Annotated in this window: 29 protein-coding genes and 1 tRNA gene; 3 read left to right on the top strand and 27 right to left on the bottom strand. The window is 59.3% G+C overall.

Annotation, left to right across the window (positions count from 1 at the left end):
- Positions 1-340: 340 nt before the first annotated feature.
- Both SynA1560_RS04315 and SynA1560_RS04320 read right to left on the bottom strand, forming a co-directional pair.
- Positions 341-598 (bottom strand): hypothetical protein, encoded by a 258-nt coding sequence (locus SynA1560_RS04315; RefSeq protein WP_186470418.1) that lies wholly within the window; start codon positions 596-598, stop codon positions 341-343.
- Positions 598-1,014 carry a hypothetical protein gene (locus SynA1560_RS04320; RefSeq protein ID WP_186470419.1) on the bottom strand — a complete coding sequence of 139 codons (417 nt, stop codon included), beginning with the start codon at positions 1,012-1,014 and terminating at the stop codon, positions 598-600. The genes SynA1560_RS04315 and SynA1560_RS04320 overlap by 1 nt, the downstream gene beginning before the upstream one ends.
- Before the next feature lie 118 nt (positions 1,015-1,132).
- Between SynA1560_RS04320 and SynA1560_RS04325 the strand changes: the two genes are divergently transcribed.
- A complete protein-coding gene (locus SynA1560_RS04325) occupies positions 1,133-1,384 on the top strand; it encodes a hypothetical protein (RefSeq protein ID WP_186501249.1) in 252 nt (83 codons plus the stop codon).
- A 9-nt stretch (positions 1,385-1,393) separates the two neighbouring features.
- On the opposite strand, the gene SynA1560_RS04330 is transcribed toward SynA1560_RS04325, so the two are convergent.
- The 9 genes from SynA1560_RS04330 to SynA1560_RS04370 all read right to left on the bottom strand — a co-directional run bounded on the left by SynA1560_RS04330 (position 1,394) and on the right by SynA1560_RS04370 (position 6,251).
- Complete coding sequence (locus SynA1560_RS04330) at positions 1,394-1,633, bottom strand: hypothetical protein (protein WP_186501250.1); 240 nt, start codon at positions 1,631-1,633, stop codon at positions 1,394-1,396.
- Between the two features lie 145 nt (positions 1,634-1,778).
- Positions 1,779-3,182, bottom strand: a complete 1,404-nt coding sequence (locus SynA1560_RS04335; RefSeq protein ID WP_186501251.1) for an FAD-dependent oxidoreductase — start codon at positions 3,180-3,182, stop codon at positions 1,779-1,781.
- A gap of 274 nt (positions 3,183-3,456) precedes the next feature.
- Positions 3,457-3,894 carry a hypothetical protein gene (locus SynA1560_RS04340; protein ID WP_186501252.1) on the bottom strand — a complete coding sequence of 146 codons (438 nt, stop codon included), beginning with the start codon at positions 3,892-3,894 and terminating at the stop codon, positions 3,457-3,459.
- Positions 3,891-4,538, bottom strand: coding sequence for a hypothetical protein (locus SynA1560_RS04345; RefSeq protein WP_186501253.1), 648 nt, complete (start codon positions 4,536-4,538; stop codon positions 3,891-3,893). The genes SynA1560_RS04340 and SynA1560_RS04345 overlap by 4 nt, the downstream gene beginning before the upstream one ends.
- Entirely contained in the window at positions 4,538-4,978 is a 441-nt protein-coding gene (locus SynA1560_RS04350) for a hypothetical protein (protein WP_186501254.1), read from the bottom strand. The genes SynA1560_RS04345 and SynA1560_RS04350 overlap by 1 nt, the downstream gene beginning before the upstream one ends.
- Positions 4,979-5,246: 268 nt before the next feature.
- Positions 5,247-5,501, bottom strand: coding sequence for a Nif11-like leader peptide family natural product precursor (locus SynA1560_RS04355; RefSeq protein WP_186501255.1), 255 nt, complete (start codon positions 5,499-5,501; stop codon positions 5,247-5,249).
- 146 nt (positions 5,502-5,647) lie between these two features.
- A complete protein-coding gene (locus SynA1560_RS04360) occupies positions 5,648-5,920 on the bottom strand; it encodes a hypothetical protein (protein ID WP_186501256.1) in 273 nt (90 codons plus the stop codon).
- Positions 5,921-6,033: 113 nt separating this feature from the next.
- Entirely contained in the window at positions 6,034-6,201 is a 168-nt protein-coding gene (locus SynA1560_RS04365; protein WP_186501257.1) for a hypothetical protein, read from the bottom strand.
- A tRNA-Arg gene (locus tag SynA1560_RS04370) sits at positions 6,178-6,251 on the bottom strand. The genes SynA1560_RS04365 and SynA1560_RS04370 overlap by 24 nt, the downstream gene beginning before the upstream one ends.
- Before the next feature lie 67 nt (positions 6,252-6,318).
- Here SynA1560_RS04370 and SynA1560_RS04375 point away from each other — a divergent pair.
- Positions 6,319-7,107: a helix-turn-helix domain-containing protein gene (locus SynA1560_RS04375; RefSeq protein WP_186501258.1), complete on the top strand. Its 789-nt coding sequence runs from the start codon at positions 6,319-6,321 to the stop codon at positions 7,105-7,107.
- A 5-nt stretch (positions 7,108-7,112) separates the two neighbouring features.
- On the opposite strand, the gene SynA1560_RS04380 is transcribed toward SynA1560_RS04375, so the two are convergent.
- Both SynA1560_RS04380 and rsmI read right to left on the bottom strand, forming a co-directional pair.
- The gene (locus SynA1560_RS04380; RefSeq protein ID WP_186501259.1) at positions 7,113-7,340 is read right to left on the bottom strand and encodes a hypothetical protein; all 228 of its coding nucleotides are present in this window, start codon (positions 7,338-7,340) and stop codon (positions 7,113-7,115) included.
- 23 nt (positions 7,341-7,363) lie between these two features.
- Positions 7,364-8,230 (bottom strand): 16S rRNA (cytidine(1402)-2'-O)-methyltransferase, encoded by an 867-nt coding sequence (gene rsmI, locus SynA1560_RS04385; protein WP_255477061.1) that lies wholly within the window; start codon positions 8,228-8,230, stop codon positions 7,364-7,366.
- Positions 8,231-8,253: 23 nt separating this feature from the next.
- Between rsmI and SynA1560_RS04390 the strand changes: the two genes are divergently transcribed.
- Positions 8,254-9,171, top strand: a complete 918-nt coding sequence (locus tag SynA1560_RS04390) for a 3'(2'),5'-bisphosphate nucleotidase CysQ (RefSeq protein WP_186501260.1) — start codon at positions 8,254-8,256, stop codon at positions 9,169-9,171.
- An 11-nt stretch (positions 9,172-9,182) separates the two neighbouring features.
- Here SynA1560_RS04390 and SynA1560_RS04395 read toward each other — a convergent pair whose 3' ends face one another.
- The 14 genes from SynA1560_RS04395 to sppA form a co-directional block, all read right to left on the bottom strand.
- Complete coding sequence (locus tag SynA1560_RS04395; protein ID WP_186470435.1) at positions 9,183-11,348, bottom strand: polyribonucleotide nucleotidyltransferase; 2,166 nt, start codon at positions 11,346-11,348, stop codon at positions 9,183-9,185.
- A gap of 159 nt (positions 11,349-11,507) precedes the next feature.
- Positions 11,508-11,810, bottom strand: a complete 303-nt coding sequence (rpsN, locus tag SynA1560_RS04400; RefSeq protein WP_186470436.1) for a 30S ribosomal protein S14 — start codon at positions 11,808-11,810, stop codon at positions 11,508-11,510.
- Between the two features lie 43 nt (positions 11,811-11,853).
- Entirely contained in the window at positions 11,854-12,936 is a 1,083-nt protein-coding gene (gene rseP, locus SynA1560_RS04405) for an RIP metalloprotease RseP (RefSeq protein ID WP_186470437.1), read from the bottom strand.
- A 19-nt stretch (positions 12,937-12,955) separates the two neighbouring features.
- Entirely contained in the window at positions 12,956-14,233 is a 1,278-nt protein-coding gene (serS, locus tag SynA1560_RS04410; protein ID WP_186501261.1) for a serine--tRNA ligase, read from the bottom strand.
- 59 nt (positions 14,234-14,292) lie between these two features.
- Positions 14,293-14,454: a hypothetical protein gene (locus tag SynA1560_RS04415; protein ID WP_186470439.1), complete on the bottom strand. Its 162-nt coding sequence runs from the start codon at positions 14,452-14,454 to the stop codon at positions 14,293-14,295.
- A gap of 72 nt (positions 14,455-14,526) precedes the next feature.
- Positions 14,527-16,026 carry an AAA family ATPase gene (locus SynA1560_RS04420; RefSeq protein WP_186470440.1) on the bottom strand — a complete coding sequence of 500 codons (1,500 nt, stop codon included), beginning with the start codon at positions 16,024-16,026 and terminating at the stop codon, positions 14,527-14,529.
- Complete coding sequence (locus tag SynA1560_RS04425; protein WP_186501262.1) at positions 16,019-16,567, bottom strand: DUF177 domain-containing protein; 549 nt, start codon at positions 16,565-16,567, stop codon at positions 16,019-16,021. Before SynA1560_RS04425 ends, SynA1560_RS04420 begins: the two co-directional genes overlap by 8 nt.
- A complete protein-coding gene (gene yidC, locus SynA1560_RS04430; protein WP_186470442.1) occupies positions 16,564-17,709 on the bottom strand; it encodes a membrane protein insertase YidC in 1,146 nt (381 codons plus the stop codon). The genes SynA1560_RS04425 and yidC overlap by 4 nt, the downstream gene beginning before the upstream one ends.
- A 75-nt stretch (positions 17,710-17,784) precedes the next feature.
- Complete coding sequence (locus SynA1560_RS04435; RefSeq protein WP_186470443.1) at positions 17,785-18,207, bottom strand: PH domain-containing protein; 423 nt, start codon at positions 18,205-18,207, stop codon at positions 17,785-17,787.
- Positions 18,204-18,605 (bottom strand): ribonuclease P protein component, encoded by a 402-nt coding sequence (rnpA, locus tag SynA1560_RS04440; RefSeq protein WP_186470444.1) that lies wholly within the window; start codon positions 18,603-18,605, stop codon positions 18,204-18,206. The genes SynA1560_RS04435 and rnpA overlap by 4 nt, the downstream gene beginning before the upstream one ends.
- Before the next feature lie 18 nt (positions 18,606-18,623).
- The gene (rpmH, locus tag SynA1560_RS04445) at positions 18,624-18,761 is read right to left on the bottom strand and encodes a 50S ribosomal protein L34 (RefSeq protein WP_186470445.1); all 138 of its coding nucleotides are present in this window, start codon (positions 18,759-18,761) and stop codon (positions 18,624-18,626) included.
- Between the two features lie 53 nt (positions 18,762-18,814).
- Positions 18,815-19,381: a DUF2808 domain-containing protein gene (locus tag SynA1560_RS04450; RefSeq protein ID WP_255477062.1), complete on the bottom strand. Its 567-nt coding sequence runs from the start codon at positions 19,379-19,381 to the stop codon at positions 18,815-18,817.
- A gap of 120 nt (positions 19,382-19,501) precedes the next feature.
- Complete coding sequence (gene aroH, locus SynA1560_RS04455; protein WP_186470447.1) at positions 19,502-19,882, bottom strand: chorismate mutase; 381 nt, start codon at positions 19,880-19,882, stop codon at positions 19,502-19,504.
- Positions 19,879-20,691: a signal peptide peptidase SppA gene (sppA, locus tag SynA1560_RS04460; RefSeq protein WP_186501263.1), complete on the bottom strand. Its 813-nt coding sequence runs from the start codon at positions 20,689-20,691 to the stop codon at positions 19,879-19,881. The genes aroH and sppA overlap by 4 nt, the downstream gene beginning before the upstream one ends.
- Positions 20,692-20,713: the final 22 nt, after the last annotated feature.

A 20,713-nucleotide genomic window follows, 5' to 3' on the forward strand; every position in this document is an offset into this window, starting at 1 on the left:
CAAGGGCAGTTAGGGAGCGATCACCACGGTGCTCACCAGAGCTTCACAGCATCGCTGCTGCCGACCTTCCAGGGCGTCAGGCTTTTGCTGATGGCGATCGCCATGTCAGCGGTGGCCTCCGCCATGTGGCTTTTGTCGCCGACCATCCGCTTGGCTTTGCCTGAAAGATTTTAGACGCCCCCTGATGGATTCGAACCATCGACCGACTGCTTAGAAGGCAGAAAAATTCACAGTCGTGGACTGGGTTTTTGAAGCTATGACTGCGCTCTTGGATGTGGAGGGCGCCCTTGGTATCCCCCCAGAATGCCAATAGTGGTCCCGTTTTAGGGGGCGGGACCACTTACAAGGTGGGACCACTTTGCAATCGACCGACTGCCTCCAAGGCAGTTGGTCTTTCTTCTGCATCCAGCCGATCCACCGCAGCAGGACCACCCTCAATCAACTGCTGGCAACGATGCCGTGCCGCAGCATTCTCAGCCGGTGTGTGGAGGGCATCGTTGGCACGCAACTGACTCCAGCGACCCTGTTCAAGGATCTCCGCTTCAGCCTGTGCCCTGGCCTTTGGTGGCAAAGGGCGTCGACGACGCTTGGTCGCCATCAGCGCAGCCTCGCCATCAGCTGAGACATCACCACAAGCGCATCCTGGAGAGAAATGCACACCGGCTCATCCAGTGCTGATTGCTCTGGCATTGCCTCCAATGCCTCGCGTATACGGCTCAGTGATCGGAGTGATGCGGCGCTGCGCAACCGTGGTGTCTCATCCAGTTGAGTGATGAACTCACTGGTGGGATTCATGCAATCCGCCTGATCGGCAAATGCATCCCAGACGGTGGACTGAAGAGGAAAGCCGATGCCCCCATCGGCATTTGACCGGGCGCCCATGTCCTCATCACTGCCCCCAGGCGTGACGATGACCTCAGCGGGTGGATCCACCACGGTCTGGATGGGTTTAGGTGCAGCGCAACAGGCTGATTCACAGCCATGGTCACCATGGTGGTGATCGGGCGCGATCAAGCTCAAAAACCTGCAGAAGAAACCCAAGCCTGGCCCTCGGGCCATACCCACCGATGACGCGATCATCAAACTTGTCGATGCAGTCAGAGGCGAGCGTTACGGCTGGTGTATCGCTGCAATGGCGACCTTCGGCTGCAGGACAGGTGAAGTACCCAGCCTGCAACTCAACGATGACGGCACCGCCAGCTGCCTGACGATCAAAACCAAGCTGTCCCTGCCGGAAGAGCGCACCTGTTTTGCGTACCCAGGGGAGTGGATTGAACGCTGGTACCTACATAACGTCGATATCCCAGGTGGTGTCCGCTGGCTAACGCCTCAAAGCTGGGACGCTAAGCGGAGCGAAAACTGGGTCGCAGCATGGCGGCAGTAGAGGTGCAGGTCAGTCTTCAAGGCCATTTCTGAAGAACTCACGCCGGGCTTCGACCTCTACAACCTTCGCCACCGCTGGGCCATGCGCTCCATCGAGGCGAACATCAACCAATCCCTGTGCGCCCAATCGATGGGTCACACCCTCAAAGAGCATGAGCAGATCTGCCACCGTGAGCTGAAAGGGAACACGTTGAGAGCCGCCATGGCGAAGCTCACCATGTAGCTCCGCAGCACCTCGAAAATCGAACACTTAATGGTGTTGGGAGAGGCCTAATGGAACTCGATCCCCCCTTTGTGCGGGAGGAGGCCTAGTGGTCCTCGACTCCCAGCTGCAGACAGATCCCTCACGCCAGCAGGGTCAAGATGCGCCTGCCGCTTGATTCGTCGAGAGGATCTCAGTTTCCTCCTCCATCCAAAGCGGCTGCAGCGCGGTCTACTGCCTGGATACCCGCTTCAATGGCCCCTTCGAAATAACCAGGCCAGCGGGTGGATTCTTCCGTGCCAGCCCAGAAAATTCTGCCGTGAGGCTGCTGCCAGGTTGTGCCGAATCCAGTCCATGCTCCCGGCGTGCGGAAAGCGGTGTAGCCACCGGTGGTCCACTGTTCATCGATCCAGCGCTGAACAACAAGATCGAGCGGTTCGGCAGCCTTTGGCCCCCAGTATCGAACAAGATCTTCAAGGATCAATCGCCGTTGTTCTAAATCTGGGAGACGATTCAGCTGAGATGCTCGATGTCCAGAAACAAATGAAGCCAATATTCCCGGACTTGTTTCTGGGGGACCGCTATCGGCAGTCTGTTCAAGCAATTTTAAGTTTCCTTGGCCTGCCCCACAGAACCCCTGTTCTCTCCAGAAAGCTTCTTTGTAAACCGCTAAAACTTTAAATTTTGTTCCCATTGGCGAACGTTGGATAAATTGCCTGTACTCGCTTTCAAGTCCAGGGTTGAAGGTTATTTTTTGACGTAATACTGGTGGAATTGCAACGATAGCTGCATTAGATGAAATTGATTTATTTGCACCATATCCATAAAAAACTTCAAGACCATCACCTGTTTGAGTAATTTCTTGAACTGGAGCAGAAAGTTCTATATCCTCTCTCATTTCTTCGCCAAGTAGTTTTGCAACCTCTCCCGCACCCTTCGTGATGAGCCATTCCTCTCCACCACCACTTTGAGGCGCAACGTTCTGGCCTAAAGCAAGATGCAAAATAGAGGATTCACAGGGTTCATACCCTCCTGTACCAGTTCCGCCGGTGCAGTTGTAGGCAAAGAGCCATTGAGCAAGGCGAGACGCGTTGTTTTGCTCGAGCCAATGCGAAACAGTTGTTTTATCTAAAATTTCTGCATCAGCGGCTAGCCAAGGCTGACTTGGATTAATCGTCTTACTGATGGCTAATAGTTTATTCCACAAATTAATTGCAGAGGTTTTCTCTTCTAAATTGATGTTCAAACCTCTTGCAATAAAAAAGCCAATTGATTCAACTTCTCCTGGCATAATGCTGATATCAGCTATAGACTTTTCACCATCCCAAATAAAAACACCCTTGCCGTCGTAAAAACTTGGATGTCGTTGTAGTCCTAGCTCATCAGTCAATTGTTCTAAACGGTGATGAGTATGTCCACCCCACTGTCCCCCGAGATCAATAATTCCGCCGCTGGGGGTGATTTGATTAAACATCCGGCCGCCCACGCGGGACCGGGCCTCAAGCACTTTGACGCTGTAGCCCTTTTTCTTGGCTTCCCTTGCTGCAATCAAGCCAGAGAGACCGGCACCAACGATAGTGATGTCAACTTGATCCATGCTTTGTTATTGAATTTGAAGGGGAGAAATCTGCTAACTGGCCCGAATTAAAGCAACGGGGAAAATCCCAGTAATTGCTTTTGATGACTGGCTTCAGGCAGGCAGACTTGCCCGCATGTTGACAACGTACCCGGTTGGAGTGAACCCGTCAGGAAGTTGCGGTTTGGATTTCTTTGCGATGGCACATCGCTGACTAAGGGCTGATTCTTCGACGTGTGCCAACCGCAGGAGGCACGCCATTGCGCTTCCTTCCTCCTCGGTCAGCAGTCGAGGCTCAAACATCGATCGGTCGTCCTTGCTCCAGCTGGGCCATCTGCTCGCGCAGCTCGGCGATGTGTTCCCGCATCTCGCGGTCCAGCACCCCTCGCTCGATGCTGCGGATCACTGCCTCGCAGGCAGACACCGCGGCATAGGACTTCGTCGCCGGATCCAACGCAATCGACAGCAGCCGATCGGCAACAGCTGGGCCTGCACTGATGAGCCTGTTGTAGGTGCCCGCTAGGGCCTCCCTCACCTTCTCCTCGACGTAGGCTTCAGCTATCGGTAGATCCTTCCATTTCAGGAGGTTCCGGTAGCTGGCCCCGGTCATGTCGGAGCACTGTTTCCAGCTGTGGCCGGCGGCCCTGAGGGTTAGGGTTGCCCGCACCTTGGGTGGGATCTCACCGGATTCCTCCCGGGTGGGTCTGCCGGTGTGGCACGCCAGCGACGTCATTCGCTGATGCCCCATTCCCGCCGGGCTGCTGCCGCCGCTTGGTTATCCATCTCCGCTTGGCTGCGGGACGTCTGATTGCGCAGGCTGGCTTCCACCGCAGTGGCATGGATCACAGCATCACTGACGCTCGCCAGTTGCTCTGACAGCTCATTGGATTTCTCGATCGTCACCACGGTGTCGATCTGTTCCAACCGCCGCTGGAGACCCTCCACCACCGTCAATGCCGTCGACATCTGAGTGCGCAGCGCTGCAATCTCACGCCGATCGGCATCACGTAGATCCAACAGCTGATTGATCATCCCCATTGCAGCGTTGTCATCGCTGTCCTTCTTCAGATCTGCTGCTTTCAGCTCCAGAAACTTTCGCTGCCGTTCTGCTGGCCAGTCATAAATCTCTTCTGGCACCTCCATCCCGCTCGAATGCTTGATCGTTCGACCGCTCAACGTTGGCTTGGCTGGTGATGACGCCCGCGGGGCAACAGGTGTTTTCACTTGCCCTAACGCACGAGCCCGAGCCCGCTCCACTGCACCAGGAGGTGCTGCATTCAATGCTTCTGCTGCACCACGATTTCGCGCTGCTTGTTTCTTTGTTCGCTCAGCACTGATGTCGTAAGCGACCTGTTCACTCTTTGTCAGTTCTGCCATCAGACCCGACCTCCTTGTGCCCACACTGCGCGTTGTTCAGACAGTTGCTGTGCCTTTGCATCCTGTGCCGCAATTGCTCGCTTTGCCTGATGCTCATTGCCACCGGCACTACGCAATTCACGGTTAAACCGCATCTGCGCTGCTTGCTCTTCGAATGCCTTCAGCTGTGCAGCTTCCTGATCAACATGCTGCTGCTGAATCTCTTCAACGTACTTGGCATCATGTTCGAACAGATCACGTTGCGCTGCAGCGCTCAACTCCTGCCCAGATTGCAATTCAGCCATCGTCGCAACACTCAACCCACCACCTGCAGCAACACGCCACCGTGCCGCCTGTGCGGGATCAAGCTCTGCAATCGCTGCTTGTAACAAACCCGCTGTCATCCCTGACTTCTCAAACGGATTTGATGGACTGATCTTGCTTGAATCAACGCCTGCCATCTTGCAAGCGCGATTCAATCATTGAATCTGTTTAGGTGTCATGATTTACGGGCTGCAATGTCCCTAATTGACACCCTAATTTTAGCGAATGCGTTTTATCTACTTTGACTCAACTGCCCTTATCTATGCCAGGTATTGAAGGCTGATTGATGGGGTCAGTCAGACTGTTGAAGTAATAAAGAGCCCCTGGTGCTGCAGGAGCTTTGAAGGCGTAGGCTGTTTCTATCCATCGGTCAACAATGCAAAGCGTTTGACAAAACAAAACACACTAACAGTATTTCGATTCTGGACAGTTTCGCGAATATTTTTTACCTGTTCCACCAGCTGCACCTTCCAGCTCCTCGTCTGATACATCTCCCGATTGCGATTGCACGGATTGAATATCTTCTGCGGTAATTGAAAATCCAGCTTCTTTGGCGATTTCAATCGCAGCTTCTGGGGAGGCTGCTGCTTTGAGCTTGTCCTGAAGGCTGGTGTCGCCTTGGACCTTTTCCAGGAACGCTTTGAGTTGCTCTTCTGACATGGGAGGGCGTGGAGCTACAGCTTTTTGATAGTCACGATCGGCTTCAACGACTCAAACGGTCATCGATAAGCCACCAAACAGCCACTTGCGCATGGGTCGCATGCCAGGGCGACGCCCCCAGGGCTCGTCATGCGCTTGCTTGTTTCTCAGCACTCTCCTCCCGCGCCACTATTACCCCCTGCAATGGCAGCAAGAGCGACAGCATCCAGCTCGATGTCATCAAACTCGTCATCGTCATCCATCTGCCTGAGGAAGCCACGCACCTCTTCTGAGGTGACCGTCATCCCTTTCTCAGCAGCGATCTCCACAATGCGCTGGATCGAGGCATCAGGGTCTGAAGTCATCAGCTTGAACAGCTCCCCTTGCACCGCAGCGGGCACCGCATCACGCATTGCCTTGAACTCGTCCAGCGTTGCCATCAGCGGATCTGCAGCGTGACTCCGTTGTAGCCCTGATGCGGCAACAGTTCAGTCACCCGGTTCGATCCGGTTAGCCCATCGCAAGGGCAGTAAGGGAGCGATCACCACGGTGCTCACCAGACCTTCACAGCATCGCTGCTGCCGACCTTCCAGGGCGTCAGGCTTTTGCTGATGGCGATCGCCATGTCAGCGGTGGCCTCCGCCATGTGGCTTTTGTCGCCGACCATCCGCTTGGCTTTGCCTGAAAGATTTTTAGACGCCCCCTGATGGATTCGAACCATCGACCGACTGCTTAGAAGGCAGTTGCTCTATCCAGCTGAGCTAAGGGAGCAGAGGGCTCATTGTTGCAGTCGATCCCGGCGGCGGCACCTAAGGTTGAATGCTGTGCAACTTTCGCGATGGCACCCAGCCGGCTTACAGACAGTCAGAAGCAAGAGCTGCTGGAGCGGTATCGCGCCGGGGAAACCAGTGCCGTACTGGCAGACGCCTTCGGATGCAGCACCAACACGGTCAGTCGTACGGTGCGAACGCTGTTGTCGCCTGACGAGTACAGCGCACTCAAAGCTTTGCGTTCCCGCGGTGCTTCTTTTGCACCACAAGCCAAGGCCGGTGCTGACCTCAGCTCAGCACCGGAGGCTCCGAAGTCCGAAGCTATGCCGTCAGACCCGTCGGATCCAGAGGAACAATCAGCCCAAGAAGACGAGCAGGCTGAAGACGACAGCCCGTCCACTCTGGCTCTCGACGATGCTGATGACTTCGGAGCGGATGAGCCAGAGGACATCAGTGAAGACGACGACCTTGCTCCTGACCCTGATGATGTGTTTCACGAGGTGGCCGTTCTCGCTGTTGACCTGCCCCAGGTCAGCCGCGAGCAAATGAGCTGTCTGCCCTTTGCCGCTGGCGTGTTGCCTGAAAGTGTTTACATGCTGGTGGATAAAACCGTGGAGCTGGACCCACGACCGCTGAGTGAATTTCCTGAGCTCGGCGTTGCTGATCCTTCTGAACTGTCGCGACAAGCCTTATATCTGTATGCCAGCCCCAGAACGGCAAAGCGTCAGTGTGGTCGCAGCCAGCGCGTGATCAAAGTGCCTGACACGCAGGTGTTTGAGCGCACCACGCGTCACCTTGTGGCTCGCGGCATCACGCGGCTGGTGATGGAAGGAGCGTTGTATTCCCTCGACGCCTGATTGACCTACTGCTGAGAGTTGGGCATCAGGAGGGCTGTAAGGCTGCCACCGCTAACAACCCCAAGCACCGCACTCACGCCAACGACAAAACCAGCGGGCAATGGAGCCGTTTCTCCAATGCCAAGTCGCAGGCGATAGCGATCACTCAGGTTCTGGGCTCCTAGACAGAGCACCACCAGCAGGGCTGCGCCTGATCCCAGCGTGATCAACAGCAGTCGCAGGCGCAGCAGCATGCCGCGTGGTTCAAAGGGTGGGCTCAGTCTGCCTGGTTCTCTGCGGTGTGCAGCAGTGCATATAACTCCCGCTTGGATCGGCCACTGCGTTGAGCCAGATCCCGAGCTGCATCACTGGCTTTCATGCCATCGGCAATCAGTTCCTGGAGTTGCTGCAGGCATGCCTCGTCATCCAGAGGGTCTGGAGCCTGCACTTCGGCGCCACCCAGCACCAAAGTGAATTCTCCTTGGGGTGCCTGATGGGTGAAATGAGCCAAAGCGTGCCCGATCGTCGGTCCAACCTGCTCTTCGTGGCGTTTGGTTAGTTCACGGGTTACCTGCAGAGGGCGTGCCGCACCACAGTGCTCCTGTAATTCCTCCAGCAATTTCAGAAGTCGGTGGGGTGCCTCGTACAGCACAGTCGTGCGGGGTTCCTTGGCAAGGGTTTCCAGGCGTTGTCTGCGATCCCTCCCCTTAGCGGGCAGAAATCCTTCGAAGCAGAAACGACCGCTGGGGAGTCCGCTGCTAACCAGGGCGGTGGTGGCGGCGCAGGGCCCTGGGATACAGATCACGGCATGGCCTGCTGCTCTGGCTGCAGCCACCAGCTCTTCGCCTGGGTCGCTAATCCCTGGTAGCCCAGCATCACTGATCACCGCCACGCTGCGGCCCTGGCTGAGCTCATCCAGCAACTGGGGGATGCGGGCGTGGGTGTTGTGCTGATGAAAGCTGCAGCGTCTGGCTGTCGATCCCAGAGAGACGAGCAGCTGGCCGCTGTGACGTGTGTCTTCACAGGCCACCGTGTTTACCGCCGCCAGCAATGCACGCGCCCTTGGCGAAAGGTCACCGAGATGACCGATCGGTGTGCCGACCATATAAAGAACACCGTTCTCCGGTTCGGCGCGCTGCTTCACAATGGCTCCGCCCAGACCTACCCATGATGCCGACTGCTCTGACTTTGCCTGCCGGTGTCAGCCAGGACGCTTTGCTCGCGGCTTTGCGTCCACTCTGTTGGGGAGCTGCAGATATCTTGCGGGCCTATGCCCGCGGTGAGCAGCCACCGCACGGCTTTCCCAAGGTTTTGCGCGTTGATGACGGTGGAGATGGCCCGGTGTCTGCGGCTGATCTAGCTGTGAACCAGTGGTTGCTGGATGGCCTTAAGCAGGCGTTCCCGGAGGTGGATTGGACGCTACTCAGCGAAGAAACGGCCAAGGAGCAGCTCACGGAAGGCCAAACGCTGCCTGCGGAATGGCTCTGGATCCTTGATCCCCTCGATGGCACCAAGGATTTTCTCCAGGGCACCGGCGAATACGCCGTTCATCTGGCTCTGGTGCACGGGCGGCGTCCCGTGCTGGGGGTGGTGCTGCTGCCGGAAGCCGACGAACTCTGGATCGGCCTTGTCGGCGAGGGGGCCTGGTGTGAAGACCGCCAGGGCGAGCGGTCGCCGGTTCGCTTCAGCGACAGAACCACGGTTTCGGAGCTGATCCTGGTGGCCAGCCGTAGCCATCGTGACGACCGTCTGGTGACGTTGATTGACACCCTCGCCCTTGGCGGTTCTAAAGCGGTGGGCAGCGTCGGCTACAAAATCGCCACGATTCTGCGCGGCGAGACCGATCTCTATGTTTCACTCTCCGGCAAAAGTGCTCCCAAGGACTGGGACATGGCCGCGCCGGAAGCGGTGCTGCTGGCTGCAGGTGGTGCCTTCACCCATGCCGATGGTCAGCCTTTGACGTACAACACTGGCGATGTGCGTCAGGCCGGGTGTCTGATCGCTAGTCATGGAAAAGCCCATGCCGCTCTTGAAGAGAAAGCGACACGGGCCATGGAAAGGATCGATCCTGGTTTTCAGGTCTGAACCTGAGCCCCTCAGGAGAGGGGCGCGACGGGGGTCGGAGCAGGTTCGGGAGCTGCATCCTCACCGCTCTGGGGCACTCCGCGGAGAGTGAGGTTGATACGGCCGCGGTTGTCGATCTCACGCACGCGCACGGTGACCTCATCGCCCACTTTCACCACATCTTCCACTTTCTCCACCCGCGCCTCGGAGAGCTGGGAGATGTGGATCATGCCCTCCTTGCCAGGAAGAATTTCCACGAAGGCCCCGATCGGAATGATGCGGGTGATCGAACCGCTGAACACTTCGCCTTCATTCACCTTGCGCGTCAGTCCTTCGATGATCTTCTGGGCCTCGTCGGCGGCCGCACCGTCGTGCGAAGCAATGGTGACGATGCCACTGTCCTCGATGTCGATCTTGGTGTTGGTGCGCTCGGTGATGCCCTTGATGGTGCGTCCGCCAGGACCGATCACTGTGCCGATCAGTTCCGGATCGATGCGGAAGCTCAACAGACGTGGAGCATGGGGTGACATGCCTTCACGCGGGGTGTCGATGGCCTCCATCATCTTTTCAAGGATGTGAAGACGGGCAGGACGCGCCTGATTGATGGCTTCAGCCACTGTGTTGATGGCCAAACCGGTGATCTTCATGTCCATCTGCAGGGCGGTGATCCCCTTGTCGGTGCCGGCCACCTTGAAGTCCATATCGCCGAGGAAATCTTCGATTCCCTGGATGTCGGTGAGGATGCGTACCTCCTTGCCTTCCTTGATCAGGCCCATGGCGGCGCCGCTCACCGGTGCCTTGAGCGGAACACCAGCGTCCATCAGCGCGAGGGTGCTCCCGCAGACCGAACCCATGGAGGTGGAGCCGTTGGAGCTGAGCACTTCGCTCACCACACGCACCACGTACGGGAAGGTGTCTTTGGCTGGAAGCACGGGAAGAATCGCCCGCTCGGCCAGGGCTCCATGACCGATCTCGCGCCGTCCCGGAGAGCGCATTGGTTTGGTCTCGCCGACGGAGTAGGGCGGGAAGTTGTAGTGGTGGAGGTAGGTCTTCTCGGTGTTTGGGTTGAGATCATCCATCTCCTGGGCATCACTGGGAGTGCCGAGGGTGGCGGTGGACAACACCTGGGTGAGTCCACGTTGGAACAGGCCCGAGCCATGAACGCGCTTGGGCAGCACGCCAGCCAGAGCGCTGATTGGACGAACCTGATCCAGGGCGCGTCCATCAACGCGCTTGCCGTCCTTAACAATTTGCTGGCGCATCAACTTCTTGGTCAGAGCCTTGAAGCTGGTGGGCAGGGCCTTGCCGTTGGCAGACACCAGCTGACGCACTGGGTCGTTGTCCTTCAGCCCGTCAATGCTCTCTGCGGTCTTGCTACGGATCGCGTCCAGTTTTTCGTCCCGTTCGGCCTTGCTTTGGTCGAACTGGCTCAGCACCTCACCAATCGCCTTGCTGCACGCCTTCTCGAGGTAAACCGGCAGGGTGGTGTCTTCGCTGGGAGCCTCAGGTTTCACCTGCTTGATGCCCGCGTCTTTGAGGATGGTCTCCTGGGCCTTGATCAGCTCGCAGACAGCCTCGTAACCGAAGTCAATCGCTTCGATCACGTCCTGCTCGGGTAGCTGGTTGGCGCCTGCCTCCACCATCACCACACCTTCCGGTGTTCCGGCTACCACCAGGTCCAGATCACCGCGTTCGATTTCTCGGTAGCTGGGGTTTAACACGAAGTCGTCTCCGAGGAGACCGACTCGCACCGCCGCCATAGGGCCGTGGAAGGGAATGCCTGCAAGCAGCGTGGCCAGGGAAGCACCAGTCACCGACAGCACATCAGCGGGGACCCGCTCATCCAAAGACATGCAGGTGGCCACGATCTGCAGGTCATCCCTGAGCCAGCTGGGGAACAGCGGCCGCATCGGGCGGTCGATCAGGCGGCTGATCAGCGTGGCCCGTTCTGGCGGACGTCCTTCCCGGCGCATGAAACTGCCAGGGATGCGACCTGCGGCATACAGACGCTCCTCGTAATCGCAAATGAGGGGCAGGAAATCAATGCCCTCGCGTCCTGCTGAACGGGTGGCGGTCACGAGCACGGACGTGTCACCGCACTCAATCATCACGGAACCACCGGCCTGGGGGGCATACCGCCCTGTGGTCAGTCGAATCTCCCGACCGTCAAAGGAGATCGACTGTGTCTGACCTTGCACTGTTGTTTATGTCTTTCTGTCAAGTCTGATTCTGGCACTTCACCGGATTCAACCGCCAATCCCTCGGAATCCACTCAGTTTGCTGACGACGATTGCATCAAAAAAGGAGGTGATTGCTCACCTCCTTTTTTCGCTTGAAAGCGTTTTGACCTCAGCGGATCACCAGCTGGACTTGACCACGCCGGGCAGTTCGCCTTTATGGGCACGTTCGCGCAGCTGGTTGCGGCAGAGGCCGAAATCCCGATACACACCGCGGGGTTTGCCGGTAGCCCAGCAGCGATTGCGCATGCGAGTGGGTGCACTGTTGCGGGGAAGGGCCTGAATCTTGCGATGAATTTCAAGACGCTCCATTGGATCCTTCGCTGCATCGAAGGCGGCCATCAGGGCTGACCGCTTGGCAGCGAAGCGCTCCACAATTTTTTTCCGCTTCGCATCGCGGGCAATCATCGACTTCTTGGCCATGCAGCGGTTGAAAAGGAGCGGTTCGATCAATAACGATACCGTCTCACTGTCCCAGTAACTGACGCACCACTGGCAGCTGGCTGGTGTCGCGCACGATTAGCAGAACACTGAGGCCGAGCACGAACAGCAGGCTCGATTGCATCACCGCCAGTTGGAAGCGCTCGGGCAGCGGTCGACCGCGTAGGCCCTCCAGGAGTAACAACACCGCCTGGCCTCCATCGAGCAGGGGCAGGGGCAGGGCATTGAGCACGGCCAAGTTGATGGAAATCAAGGCCACGAACAGGGCCAAGCCGGAGCCTCCCTGACTGGAGAGTTGAGCGCCCATCTCCACGATTTTGACCGGGCCCGACACCTGCTGCGCTGTGGCACCGAAATTGGTGAACAGTCCGGCATATCCGGCCGCTGTGCGAGTGACCAGTCCGCTGAACTGATGGCTGGACACCGTGATTGCTTCCCAGGGCGATCCCACGGGTCGGCTTTCGCCGGTGAGAACCTCTTGCAACTGAGCGCCGATGCGACCGGTGCCCTGTTGATCTGAGGGGGTGAGCGTCAGGGGGAGTTGCTCCCCGTTGCGTTCAATGCGCAGGCTCAGGGATTGCCCGGGGTGTTGACGGATCGGGTCCACGGCTGCTTTGACCGCCGGCTCGCCGCTTCCAAGAAGAACATTATCGATGCTGAGGATGCGGTCGCCCGCCCTCAACCCCGATGTGGCGGCTGCTTCGCCGCCCTGCACGCTCATCACCATCACCCCAGGGGCTGGTTCTCCAGGCACCCCGGTCACGGCCGTGTGGCTGACGAGCACCAACCAGGCCAGCAGCAGGTTGGCCAGCACTCCAGCACTGATGACGAGCAACCGCTGAGGAATCGGACGGTTGCGTAGCAGATCTGGGTCGTCATCCGGAATCTCGCTGGCCTCGTCATCGTCCGGGAAGGAGACGAAACCGCCGAGGGGTAACAGGCGCAGCGCGTAGGTGACACCATCGCGCTCGGTTTTGAGCAATGCAGGTCCGAATCCCACCGAGAAGCCATTCACACGGATGCCCTGCAGTCGAGCAGCCAGGAAGTGCCCGGCTTCATGGATCACGATCAGCAGCCCCAGAGCCAGCAGTGAGGCCAGAACGTTCATGAGATCCGATTGAGTGGAATCATTCTGGCCGGATGTGGTCGCCACCGAAGTAAGGCACCAACGCCTGGGGGAGTTTCACGCTCCCATCGGCTTGCTGACCGTTCTCCAGCAACGCCGCCATGGTGCGGCCGATGGCCAGACCGCTTCCGTTCAAGGTGTGAACCAGCCGGGTGGCTTTGCCTTCTTTGGTGCGGATGGAAGAACGCCTCGCCTGGAAATCTCCGCAAACGCTGCAACTGGAGATCTCCCGGTAGGCTCCCGCGCCGGCAAGCCACACTTCCAAGTCATAGGTTCGGGTGGCGGAGAAGCCGAGATCACCGGTGCAGAGCTCGAGCACGCGGTAGGGCAGTTCCAGGGCCTGCAGGACCGCTTCGGCATCGGCAGTGATCTGGGCGTGGGCCTCAGCCGACTGGTCGGGATGGGCGAACCAGTAGAGCTCAACTTTGTTGAACTGGTGCAAGCGGATCAACCCACGGGTGTCACGGCCATAGCTGCCTGCTTCGCGACGGAAGCAAGGGCTGTACGCCACGTAGCGCAACGGCAGCTGATCCACCGGGATGATTTCTTCACGGTGCAGTGATGTGACCGGCACCTCGGCCGTGGGTGTCAGCCACAGGTCGTCTTCAGCGCAGCGAAAGCTTTCCTCGGCAAATTTCGGAAGCTGACCGGATCCTGTGAGGCTGGCGCTGTTGACCAGCACTGGAGGCAGCACTTCCCGGTAGCCCTTACCGGTGTGCAGGTCCAGCATGAAATTGATCAGGGCCCGTTCCAGCCGCGCGCCCTGGCCGAGCAGGGTCACAAAGCGGCTCTGAGCAATCCGCACGGACCGCTCGCTGTCGAGAAGCCCCAGGCGATCGGCAATCGCCCAATGTTCCTCGAGGCCTCGCTCTTCGCGTGGACTGCCCCAGCGGCGCACCTCAACGTTGTCGGTTTCGTCCTTGCCATCGGGGCTTTCGCTCGACGGCAGGTTCGGAAAGGTGAGCAGCTGGGTCTTCAGTTTCAAGGCCAGCTGCTTTTCCTCGTCTTCCAGCACCGCCACCTTCTGCTTGATGGCGTTGCCTTCCTTGCGCAATTCGGCGACGTCATCCCCCTTCGGATCCGCACCTCCTTTGATTCTCTGGCCCACCTCCTTGCCGATCCGGTTGCCTTCGGCTTGGAGGTTGCTGCGTTGTTCTTCGAGGTCGCGCTGTTGCTGTGCGATCAGTTGCAGGGATGTGAGATCAACATCCATGCCTCGGCGCCCCAGTTGAGCCGCAATCAGCTCAGGGTTTTCTCGCACCAGACGCTGATCGAGCACAGGGATTCAGATAACAGCGCCGGCAGCCTAAGCGTCCGCTGCCAGCGCCTTCCTCGCGCTCAGAGAACCTGTCCCACCATGACAGCTGCGACGGCGGAGAACAGGGTGATTCCCAGTGCGGTAATCGGGTTCTGGCCCTGCGCCACAGCCACCGTGGTGATCACACCGGCCCCGAGGCAGGCTGCTGCCAGCTGAGCAGTGAAATCGGAAGGACGGTTCACAAAAAGATCGCGGTCGATGACCGGAACTTACGGAGTGCACAGGGTTTTGACCTGAGTACCCCACTCAGATTGTTACGCCGTTTGAGAGTTCGTTACGCCCCGCAATGAAGCGGGTCGTGCGCGCCCTGCGCTCGCCCATTGCTTGAGGCTCTCGAGTTGTTCCCGTGCGGTGCGTGACAGTGGCACCAGCTGTGCCGCTGCTTGAATCAAATCGCTCTCAGACAGCTCCCGGCTGTCTGCGAAGGCCAGGTGCATGGCTTCAATCACCACCTGCTCGAGTTCAGCGCCTGAATACCCATCGGTGCGGTCGACCACGGTGGAGAGAGGCAGCTCGAGACCGGGGCGTCGGCGCTGGAGGTGCAAGCTCAGGATGCTGTTGCGCTCGTCCCGCGAGGGAAGGTCCAGCAGGAAGATCTCATCGAATCGTCCTTTCCGCAGCAGTTCCGCTGGCAGGCGCTCCACGCCGTTGGCGGTGGCCACCACAAACACCGCAGAGCGTTTCTCGGCCATCCAGGTGAGCACGGTGGCGAGTACGCGCTGGCTGGTGCCGCCATCGCTGCGGCTGTCATTGCCGAACCCTTTATCGATTTCGTCAATCCACAGCACGCATGGGGCCATGGCTTCCGCCCGTTGAATCATGTCGCGGGTGCGCGCTTCACTGGCCCCCACCAGACCGGAAAACAGTCGGCCCACATCCAGTCGCAGTAGCGGCATGGACCAGCTGTGTGCGATGGCACGGGCCGTGAGTGATTTCCCGGTGCCCTGGGGGCCGACAAGCAGAACCCCGCGGGGGAGGGGCAGGCCGAATCGACGGGCATCGTCATTGAAGGCACGGTGGCGTTGATCCAGCCAGTGCTTCAACGTCTCCAAGCCGCCGATGTCGCCCGGTGTGGCATCGGTCCGGCAGAACTCGAGTACTTCGCTGCGGGCGAGGGAGAGGCGTTTTTCCTCCAGCACATCAGCCAGATCGTCACGGCTCAGGGATCCCCGTTGAGCGAGAGCCTTAGCGGCCACATGCCGCACGCGTGCCTCGCTGAGGCCACAGCAGGCATGGGTGAGTTCTTCCAGCACATCCGCTTCCAGGTCGCGTCCGCTGGCGCGGGCGATATTGGCCAGCAGTGTGCGTAGCTCCTCTTCCTGGGGCAATGGCAGATCCAGCAGTGTGAGCGCTTCATCCAGGTCTGCGGGTGGAGTCCACTGCCCGCAGGTCACGATCAGGGTGTGAGGCGTCGTGCGCAGCTGGCTGGCAAGGTTGCGCAGCATGCGGGCAATGCCAGGGTCATCGCAGAAGCGATGCACGTCTTTCAGCAGCAGCAGCGTGGGGTTGCTGCTGGGGCGATCTTGAAGCCACTGGAGGACGGCCATGGGCTGACGCGCACCCAGCTGTTCTTGCCCCAGCACGCCACTAAGGCCGCCTACGAAGTCCCAGCTGGCCAGGGTTCGATCCGGAAGGCGCTGACAGGTCTGCCTCAGCAGTCCCTCAACGCGCTCTTCTTCATGGCTGCGGATCCAGATCAGGGGTGTGCCCGACCGAATGAGCAGATCCAGTTGACCGATCCAGGTGTTAGCCATGGTCTCCCCTATCCGGTTGCAGGGACGACTGCAGATCCCGCAGTGCCTTCCAGCGAGGATCCACGGCCGCGGCGCTTGATGGTTTGCGAGGCTCGGCCGCGTGAGTTGGCATGCCTGGGCAGAGATCGCCGCAACGGTTGACCACCGACATCTGAAGACTCAGTTGTTCAAACACCCAGCGTTCCGGTTCGAAATCCCCACGGGGATCCAGCACGTCCACCAGACCGTCAGGGATTTCCGGATCAAGCCCTGCATCGGCCAGCAATTCGTCCGTTGGCTCACCCCCAAGCCAGATCAGTTCTTTGGACTCGGCCTTGAGCTCTTGATTGAAGCGACCCAGGCAGCGATCGCAACGAAGGCAGACGATGGTCTGTAGCGACCCCTCCACCTCAAGCAGGTTGCCGCGGTGCTCAGCCCTGAGGCTGCCACGCACGGGAGTCAGGCTTTGGATCGCCTCGAGTTGCCCCTCCACATTCCAGACCCTGGACGTTCCCAGAGCCTGGAGCTCCCTCAGCGGTACCGGCTCGAGGCCGGGGATCATTTGTTCCCGCCTTTCGGCTCGAAGGGCAGCCGGCTGCCGGCTGCACCGCTGGCGGTGGCGGCTGCAGGTGTCTGGGCCTGTTTCAACTGCTCATCAAGAATGGCCTGGAGGTTGTCAGGCAGGGCCTCGCGGGTGAGCAGGAAGGTTTGCGCAGCCTGGAAGATGTTGGCGATCACCATGTAGAGGAGAACGCCCGCGGGCAGTGGGAAGAACAGGAACATGCCCGTGATCATGACTGGCGTGATCTTGTTGGCGGTGGCCTGTTGGGGATTGGCAGGCATTCCCATTCCTGACAGCAGCTGGGAAATGAACAGACTCACGCCAAAGGAACCCACCAAGATGGCGATGTCCCAGTTGATCGAACCATCGGTGTAGAAGCCCACCTGACCCAGGGCCTTGATGAAGAGGAAACCACTGCGGGCCGCTAGGCCGGGGATCTTGCCTTCGACGGTGGCGTCGCCGGGAGCCAAAGCAGTGATGGTGCCGCTGTCCGAGACGGACACGATGGATTCGCCTTTGGTCACCGTCCAGTCGGGGAGAAAAGACTGGCCGTTGTCGACCCCAGTCAGCACCTCGCTAAAGGGCGTGCCGCTTTTGGTCTGCAATTGGATCTGGACCGATTCCCCTGAGCCGATCTTGGTGCCGCCCGGCAGGCTGGCGATCACGGGAACGTGATCGGTTTCGGTGACAAAGATCGAGTGGCTGGCGCTGCTGAAGGGCTTGGGTTCGATGGCAGCGATCTGCTCCGAGGGCAGCACCTTCAGATTGAGGGTGTACGGCACATCCGCGAACGGTGATCCGCGCAGCGTGGCGAACAGGGCAAACAGGATCGGCATCTGCACGAGCAGAGGTAGACAACCGGCCAGCGGGCTGCCGAACTCCTTCATCAGCTTGCTCAGCTCCTCTTGCTGCTTTTGAGGGTTGCTGGCGAAGCGCGCCTTGATCTCGGCTTGCCGCTTCTGCATCACCGGTTGGGCGATGCGCATGCGGCGTGCACTGCGGATGGATCCGGCGCTGAGAGGGAACAGTGCGAGGCGGATCACCACCGTGAGCGCCACGATCGCGAGTCCGTAGCTGGGGACCAATCCGTAGAAGAAATCGAGGATTGGCAGCAGCAGATTGTCGGAGATGTACCCGATCACGATGGCGTTCCGCGTGGTGATGAAAGGTGATGCCAGTGTGCAACAACGGCGATGCCGTTGCGCTCATGCCAAGGGTCAGGCAGCGAATCCCTTGGTGGAAGCGATGTCGCTCTCTGCACCTTTGGCCGCAGGACGGGACTTAATCCGTTCCTCGATGTAAGTCTCGATCTCTCGGAACTTAGGCATGGAGCGAAGTTCCAAGCGCGAGCCGTCTGTTAGCACCAGCACCATGTCCCCCCAAGCACCGAAGCCCCGAGGCACACAGCGCACTTCCTTGATCTGGCTGTAAACAACCTGGGTGCGATCGCGGCCCAGCCAGCCGCCGCTCACGGAGATGCGCCGGCTGGTGACCTTGAAACGCAGCCAGAGAGCACGAACAACCCCGCCAACAGCGAAGGGCAGACCAATCAGGGTGAGGCCCAGAAGGAGGTTGAAAATCAGATCCCCTTTGGCAGGGCCCCCCTCGTAAAAGGTGTCTTCCTGGATCGAACCGTTCATGTCGTCAGCCCTGCCTGTTTAAGCAATCTGTCGCATTCTTCCAGCAAGGCGTGGCTCTCGGGGGCAACCCCTGGCTTCAAACTCACCAAAAGCCAGATGGCACCGTGTTCCGGTGCCTGTTCGAAGCGGCTGCGCAGATGCGCGTGCAAGCGGCGACGCAGGCGATTGCGCACAACGGCACGCTTGCTCACCTTGCTGCTGATTACGACAGCCACGCGGCAACGTGCGCGATCCGCTGTGGACGATGAGGTCTTCAACGCCGCGTTGCGGTTCAGCAATTCATTTCTGGCTGGGGCAGTGCGCAACACCATCAAGGTGCTGTGAAATCGTCTGCCACGCCGATGAAGGTGGTCGAAACAGCGATGGCCACGCAGGCGCATGGATGCCGGCAAGACCATCGCAGATGTCTTGACTGATCAAGCAGCGAGACGGGCCCGTCCGCGCTTACGGCGACTGCGGATCACGCGCCGGCCAGTATGAGAGCGCATCCGCACTCGGAAGCCTGAGACGCGCTTGCGCTTGCGGCTGGTGCCTCCGAGAGTTCGTTTGGTCATTGGATAGTTACGGCGCCCGGCCTTTCGTCAAGAAGCGAGTTTATCAGCTTGGGTCAGTCAATATCGACGGACCAGCTGCCCAGATAGCCAGACACCGGCACTTCTCCGGGGGCCTGAGCAAGGGCATTGAACTGGAACATGCCCGACTTGGTGGGGTTGAACACATTCATCACCACGGCAACGGTGCCACCGGTCGGGATCGGCGTGTCGGGAAAGACATCAATCGCGGTTTGCTCTTCGTTCACCTCAATCACCGCCGGCAGAACCTCTTCGCAACGACTGCGCGACAGCATTCCGCCCAGTTTCATCCTGCAAAGAGAGAGGTTTTTGGGACGAATGCGGGCGTTGAAGTGCCTGGGCACGCTGATGCTCAGTTTGAGAATGGCGGTCTTTCGATCCTTGGGTCGCAACATGAACATGTACTCAGCCCGTTCCCGTTGACGCTGGCTGCTCTGCACGAAATACAGCTTGCGATAACCGCTGTTGTCATCCCAGCGGAATTCCAAGAGCGACGGAGTGTTTTGTGCCGATGCCGGTGGTGCTGAAAGGGGTTGCAGCAAGGCGGTGGTACCGATGGCGCCACAGCTGATCAGGGCTGCGATACCAGCGCTTCGGCTCATGAAGGGAAAATGTCGGGTCATCGCGGCAAGAAAGTGATCGGCCCTTGAGCCGTGAGTCGTTTGTGAATTGTCGTGAGAATCACTCCCGGTGAACGGCCGTGGGGGTCGGCCCTTGATCTGTCAGTTGTGACGAGATCGGTCCGGGCGCAGCTTCATCGCCCCGCGCAGATAGGGATGATGCAACGGTTGCGTCGCGGGCAGCCAGGCATGGGCGAGCAGGCGGATGCAGCGGGCCAGATCCCCCTGCACGGCCATCTGTTGGACATCCAGCAAGGCCACGGCGTCCCAGCCGGGACGGTGCCGTGCCGTGGCGGCAGGGAAACTTGCATCCAGATCAGCGGTCACCGAGAAGGTGACAGACACCAGCTGTTGGGGGCTCAAGTGGTTTTGATCCATCAGGGCTTCCACCAGTTCATTGACCGCATGACGGATCGCTTGAACCGTGTTCTCACTGCTGGTGGTAGCGCCGCGCAGCCCGCGCAGTTGCAGGGACTCCGTCATGGTCGATGCATCCAAAGGGGCTGACCGCTGAGTTCCAGTTCGGTGTTCAGGACCTGCTCCAGCCTTGTGAGCAGCCGCGAGCCCGGCAGGTTCTGCAACAGTCGCTTGCGGGGTTTGCCGAGGGTCACCGGCTTGCAGCGCTCCTCATCGAGATCAGCCAGGCGTGCCGCCAGCCTTCGCGCTGCCTCCTCATCGCCCAGCTCATCCACAAGGCCGAGATCCTTGGCCTGGGCGCCACTAAACACGCGGCCATCGGCGAAGCTGCGGACCTTGGTTTCTTCAAGATTGCGGCCCTCCGCGACAGCGGTCACGAACTGGTCGTAGCTGCTGTCAATCAGGCTCTGCAGCAAGGCGCGTTCCTCGGTGCTCAGGGCGCGGTCCGGCGAGAGGATGTCTTTGTAAGCGCCGCTTTTCACCGTTTCGAAGCGGACACCGATCTTCTGCAGCAGCTCAGAGAGATTGTTGCCGCGCAGGATCACGCCGATCGACCCGGTGATGGTGCCTGGGTTGGAAACGATCGCTTCAGCGGCGACGCCCACGTACACCCCGCCAGAGGCCGAGATGTTTCCGAAGCTGGCCACCACCTTGCAGCCCTGGTCCCGGAGTCTCAGCAGCGCTGCATGGATCTCTTGGCTATCACCGACTGTGCCACCAGGGCTGTCGATGCGCAGCAGCAGTGCCGGGAATTCCCGCTCCTGAACCTCCCGCAGGGCCTTCAGCACTCTCTGTCGCGTCGAGCCGCTAATCGCACCTTCGATTTCGATGCGCGCCATGCGGCGTTTGGATTTCCGGCGCCACAGCCAGCCCATGGCCCTCCGTTCAACTCGTCAG

Source organism: Synechococcus sp. A15-60 (genome assembly GCF_014280095.1).
Classification (GTDB): Bacteria; Cyanobacteriota; Cyanobacteriia; order PCC-6307; family Cyanobiaceae; genus Synechococcus_C.

What these genes read in the sequence shown, in the direction of transcription:
- SynA1560_RS04360 (WP_186501256.1), bottom strand. Translation starts at nt 5,920, where the DNA reads ATGGCAACGCTGGACGAGTTCAAGGCAATGCGTGATGCGGTGCCCGCT.
- SynA1560_RS04375 (WP_186501258.1), top strand. Translation starts at nt 6,319, where the DNA reads ATGGCACCCAGCCGGCTTACAGACAGTCAGAAGCAAGAGCTGCTGGAG.
- SynA1560_RS04335 (WP_186501251.1), bottom strand. Translation starts at nt 3,182, where the DNA reads ATGGATCAAGTTGACATCACTATCGTTGGTGCCGGTCTCTCTGGCTTG.
- rpmH (WP_186470445.1), bottom strand. Translation starts at nt 18,761, where the DNA reads ATGACCAAACGAACTCTCGGAGGCACCAGCCGCAAGCGCAAGCGCGTC.
- SynA1560_RS04390 (WP_186501260.1), top strand. Translation starts at nt 8,254, where the DNA reads ATGATGCCGACTGCTCTGACTTTGCCTGCCGGTGTCAGCCAGGACGCT.
- rseP (WP_186470437.1), bottom strand. Translation starts at nt 12,936, where the DNA reads ATGAACGTTCTGGCCTCACTGCTGGCTCTGGGGCTGCTGATCGTGATC.
- SynA1560_RS04355 (WP_186501255.1), bottom strand. Translation starts at nt 5,501, where the DNA reads ATGTCAGAAGAGCAACTCAAAGCGTTCCTGGAAAAGGTCCAAGGCGAC.
- rpsN (WP_186470436.1), bottom strand. Translation starts at nt 11,810, where the DNA reads ATGGCCAAGAAGTCGATGATTGCCCGCGATGCGAAGCGGAAAAAAATT.
- sppA (WP_186501263.1), bottom strand. Translation starts at nt 20,691, where the DNA reads ATGGGCTGGCTGTGGCGCCGGAAATCCAAACGCCGCATGGCGCGCATC.
- SynA1560_RS04345 (WP_186501253.1), bottom strand. Translation starts at nt 4,538, where the DNA reads ATGGCAGAACTGACAAAGAGTGAACAGGTCGCTTACGACATCAGTGCT.
- SynA1560_RS04425 (WP_186501262.1), bottom strand. Translation starts at nt 16,567, where the DNA reads ATGATCCCCGGCCTCGAGCCGGTACCGCTGAGGGAGCTCCAGGCTCTG.
- SynA1560_RS04325 (WP_186501249.1), top strand. Translation starts at nt 1,133, where the DNA reads ATGGCGACCTTCGGCTGCAGGACAGGTGAAGTACCCAGCCTGCAACTC.
- SynA1560_RS04435 (WP_186470443.1), bottom strand. Translation starts at nt 18,207, where the DNA reads ATGAACGGTTCGATCCAGGAAGACACCTTTTACGAGGGGGGCCCTGCC.
- SynA1560_RS04380 (WP_186501259.1), bottom strand. Translation starts at nt 7,340, where the DNA reads ATGCTGCTGCGCCTGCGACTGCTGTTGATCACGCTGGGATCAGGCGCA.
- SynA1560_RS04365 (WP_186501257.1), bottom strand. Translation starts at nt 6,201, where the DNA reads ATGGTTCGAATCCATCAGGGGGCGTCTAAAAATCTTTCAGGCAAAGCC.
- aroH (WP_186470447.1), bottom strand. Translation starts at nt 19,882, where the DNA reads ATGACGGAGTCCCTGCAACTGCGCGGGCTGCGCGGCGCTACCACCAGC.
- SynA1560_RS04340 (WP_186501252.1), bottom strand. Translation starts at nt 3,894, where the DNA reads ATGACGTCGCTGGCGTGCCACACCGGCAGACCCACCCGGGAGGAATCC.
- SynA1560_RS04315 (WP_186470418.1), bottom strand. Translation starts at nt 598, where the DNA reads ATGGCGACCAAGCGTCGTCGACGCCCTTTGCCACCAAAGGCCAGGGCA.
- rnpA (WP_186470444.1), bottom strand. Translation starts at nt 18,605, where the DNA reads ATGGTCTTGCCGGCATCCATGCGCCTGCGTGGCCATCGCTGTTTCGAC.
- SynA1560_RS04420 (WP_186470440.1), bottom strand. Translation starts at nt 16,026, where the DNA reads ATGGCTAACACCTGGATCGGTCAACTGGATCTGCTCATTCGGTCGGGC.
- SynA1560_RS04450 (WP_255477062.1), bottom strand. Translation starts at nt 19,381, where the DNA reads ATGAGCCGAAGCGCTGGTATCGCAGCCCTGATCAGCTGTGGCGCCATC.
- SynA1560_RS04350 (WP_186501254.1), bottom strand. Translation starts at nt 4,978, where the DNA reads ATGGCAGGCGTTGATTCAAGCAAGATCAGTCCATCAAATCCGTTTGAG.